The organism is Candidatus Cardinium hertigii (genome assembly GCF_003788695.1).
The window spans coordinates 96397-99260 of the sequence record NZ_RARA01000025.1; the positions used below are offsets into that span (position 1 = coordinate 96397).

General features: G+C 37.4%; 3 protein-coding genes and 1 pseudogene (1 of these 4 running past the window's edge). 2 read left to right on the forward strand and 2 right to left on the reverse strand.

Features of this window, described 5'->3' with window-relative positions:
• The first annotated feature begins 4 nt into the window (after positions 1-4).
• Positions 5-682, forward strand: a complete 678-nt coding sequence (locus tag EDM02_RS05815) for a YebC/PmpR family DNA-binding transcriptional regulator (RefSeq protein WP_260215045.1) — start codon at positions 5-7, stop codon at positions 680-682.
• Positions 683-977: 295 nt separating this feature from the next.
• Positions 978-2096, forward strand: a complete 1119-nt coding sequence (locus tag EDM02_RS03605; protein WP_260215046.1) for an ankyrin repeat domain-containing protein — start codon at positions 978-980, stop codon at positions 2094-2096.
• 631 nt (positions 2097-2727) lie between these two features.
• Here EDM02_RS03605 and EDM02_RS03610 read toward each other — a convergent pair.
• Both EDM02_RS03610 and EDM02_RS03615 read right to left on the reverse strand, forming a co-directional pair.
• Positions 2728-2862 (reverse strand): annotated as a pseudogene (locus EDM02_RS03610) (IS4-like element ISWosp8 family transposase); the annotation flags it as partial.
• Positions 2855-2864 carry the 3' portion of a 2-dehydropantoate 2-reductase N-terminal domain-containing protein gene (locus EDM02_RS03615; RefSeq protein WP_123663157.1) on the reverse strand. Its footprint extends 341 nt past the window's final position, so 10 of the gene's 351 nt are visible here — the last part of the coding sequence; its start codon lies off the right edge, out of view; it ends in the stop codon at positions 2855-2857. The gene EDM02_RS03615 and the pseudogene EDM02_RS03610, both read right to left, overlap by 8 nt.

The following is a 2864-nucleotide window of genomic DNA, read 5'->3' on the forward strand; positions in this document are numbered from 1 at the left end:
TAAAATATTCACAAAATTAGTGAAGGAAATAACAGTAGCAGCCAGAAGTGGTGGAACGGAACCGGAATGCAATCCACGACTGCGTTTGGCGCTCCAAAATGCGAAAGGGGCTAATATGCCTAAAGAGGCTATGCTGCGTGCCATTAGCAAGGGAAATAAAAGTGATGCGGATGATTATCAAGAAGTTATATATGAGGGATATGGTTCAAAGGGGGTCGCTATTATGGTTGTGTGCATGACCGAAAAAATTACGAGGACAGTAGCTAATGTGCGGGCTATTTTTACTAAATATGGAGGAAGCTTAGAAAAAAGTGGTGCTATATCTTTCTTATTCGATCACAAAGGGGTCTTTACGATTGCTACAGCTGATATCAAGCATGTGGATGATTTTATATTAGCATTGATAGATTCCGGAGCAGAAACATTAGAAAATGATGGTGAATATATTTATGCTACTTGTGCTATAGAGCACTTCGGGAAATTACAAAAACAGTTAGAAAAACTTGCTGTTACACCAATATATGCTGGTTTACAATATATTCCATATACTCTTGTGGAAGTGCATGATGCGGATTTACCTAAGCTTATTAAGCTTATAGATGCGTTAAATGATCACGATGATGTCCAAAAAGTGTACCATAATATGGCCATTCAAGCAGGACAAGAAAGGTTTTTTGACTAGGATTGCTTTTTATTTTCAAATTATAAATTAGCTCAGCAATTGATGATTTTATCCATCTTTTTTAAAGCTACTTTTTTTGTTTGATCAAAAAAAGATACGGTCTTACTACTTTGAGCCTTCATGATTTGCTTTTTGGTGGAAATTTTATTACTTATACAGTAGTACCATTAGTAAAAAAGCAAGCTTTAAGCTAATAAATAAAATAGCTAATAAATGGTATGCAGTGATAGTACCACCAGTAATTTTTAAAATTAAAAAGTATATGACATATTCCAACTTTCTGTGTGTACATTTGATGTTATTAATCACGCTTAGTGGATGCGTTGATTCCGCTTACCGTGTTAATCACAAGATAGGTGCACAATCTACTGCTTCTAATTCTAATGTTCCTAGCTCTAGCAATAGCTTGCCTGATATAGGCCCAATCTTACATCATGCTGCCAAGCAAGGCAAAATAGCTCGCGTTAAGCAATTACTTAAGCAAGGAGTTAATATAGACACTCCTGATAAGAACGGGGATACCGCTCTCATATTAGCTTCCGAAGCAGGTCATAGAAACACAGTAAAATATTTACTTGACCAAGGAGCAAATATTAATACTCAAAATCATAAAGGTATAGCAGCCTTGCATTTGGCCTCTGAGGATGATTCTCTACTTCCTATAGTACAATTGCTTGTCCGAAGAGGTGCCAATGTGGATATTCGCGATAAGTATGGTACACCTCCTTTGTATTTTGCTGCTAACAAAGGTTGTTTGCAAGTAGCAAAATTTTTAATTGAAGAGGGAAAGGCTATTGTAGACGCCCCTGATGATGAAAATATTATGCCTTTACATCACGCTGCTTCAAGCGGGCATATCTCGCTAGTAAAACTTTTGCATGCTAACGGAGCAAATGTGGATAGCAAGAGTAACATTGGATTAACACCATTGATGAATGCTGCTGCCCGTGGTCATTTAGCTGTAGTAAAATGTTTATATGAACTGGGAGCTGATATACATGCCCAGTTGATCCAGAGTGAATCTGGTTATACAGCAATGCACCTTGCTGCAAAGAAAGGGCATTTAGAAATCGTCCAATTTTTGGAGAGTAAAGGGGCTAGTATAGAGATAAAAGCTGTTTTTGATGAAACGCCTTTACATTTAGCTGCTAGGGAAGGGCATTTGAAATTAGTAGAGTACCTCGTTGATCAAGGGGTGGATTTACATGCTCAGATTAGATATGATCGGTATAAAGATGTATTAGAACATATGAAACAATTGCAGATTACTCAATTTTCTCAACAATTTTCTAGTCCCGTTACGTTTTCTTATATCTTATGTAATAAGCAAACAGCATTGGATTATGCTAAAGAAGCTGGGAAAAAGGAGGTAGTTCAATATTTGGAATATATCATAGCTCAACGCAAAAAATAAAAGTATCTGTTCAGTGGTGTAGTCTATGCGTATTTTTTCACGTTCGTATTTAGCAATAGCGCAATAATGTAATTTTACAGAAAATGCGCCTTGAAAAAACTGTGGAAAGAAAAGAAAGGAAAAAATAAAAGAAAATCAGCCTGTCTGAGCCTACTCTTCGTCTTTGAAAAGCTGGCTATGCTTTACCCCACCAGATATATTATCTGGTGGGGACCCCTGTTCCGCTTCGGGATTCAGCGTACTTGGGGTCCCCAGATGTATGCATATACATCATGGGGCGAACTCACATAGTGAGTACTATGCTGCGTGCGCTTCACCCTCGCGCGCCTTGCCAGCTTTCCAAATCCATTGAGTAACCGTAGGAGCGAGATTTGATTTTCGGTTTTTTTTCTTTATTTTCAGCAGTTTTTTCACTAGCGCTTGATTTTTTTTGGCTACTTTTTTTGATCAAGCAAAAAAAGTAGCTTTAAAATAAGTAGTTTTAAAAAAAATGGATAAAATCATCAATTATTAAATATTAGCCATTTGCTATAATCTATAAAATGTGGCTGCCATGCAGGTGAGCGTATACATAAAATATGACTGCCACGCAAGTGAACGGACAATGGCGTCAACTTAAGGGAATTCATGATTAGCAGACCCTCCTAAAGACATGATGCCGTTTAGGTTTATCCACCTTGTCACGACTATATAATCGCCCGGGTCGGATTTTCACTTTAGCTCGTATGCACACTCTATCAAAGAGTTTCTGAAAGCTTTTAGTTGAGC

What these genes read in the sequence shown, in the direction of transcription:
- EDM02_RS03605 (WP_260215046.1), top strand. Translation starts at nt 978, where the DNA reads ATGTTATTAATCACGCTTAGTGGATGCGTTGATTCCGCTTACCGTGTT.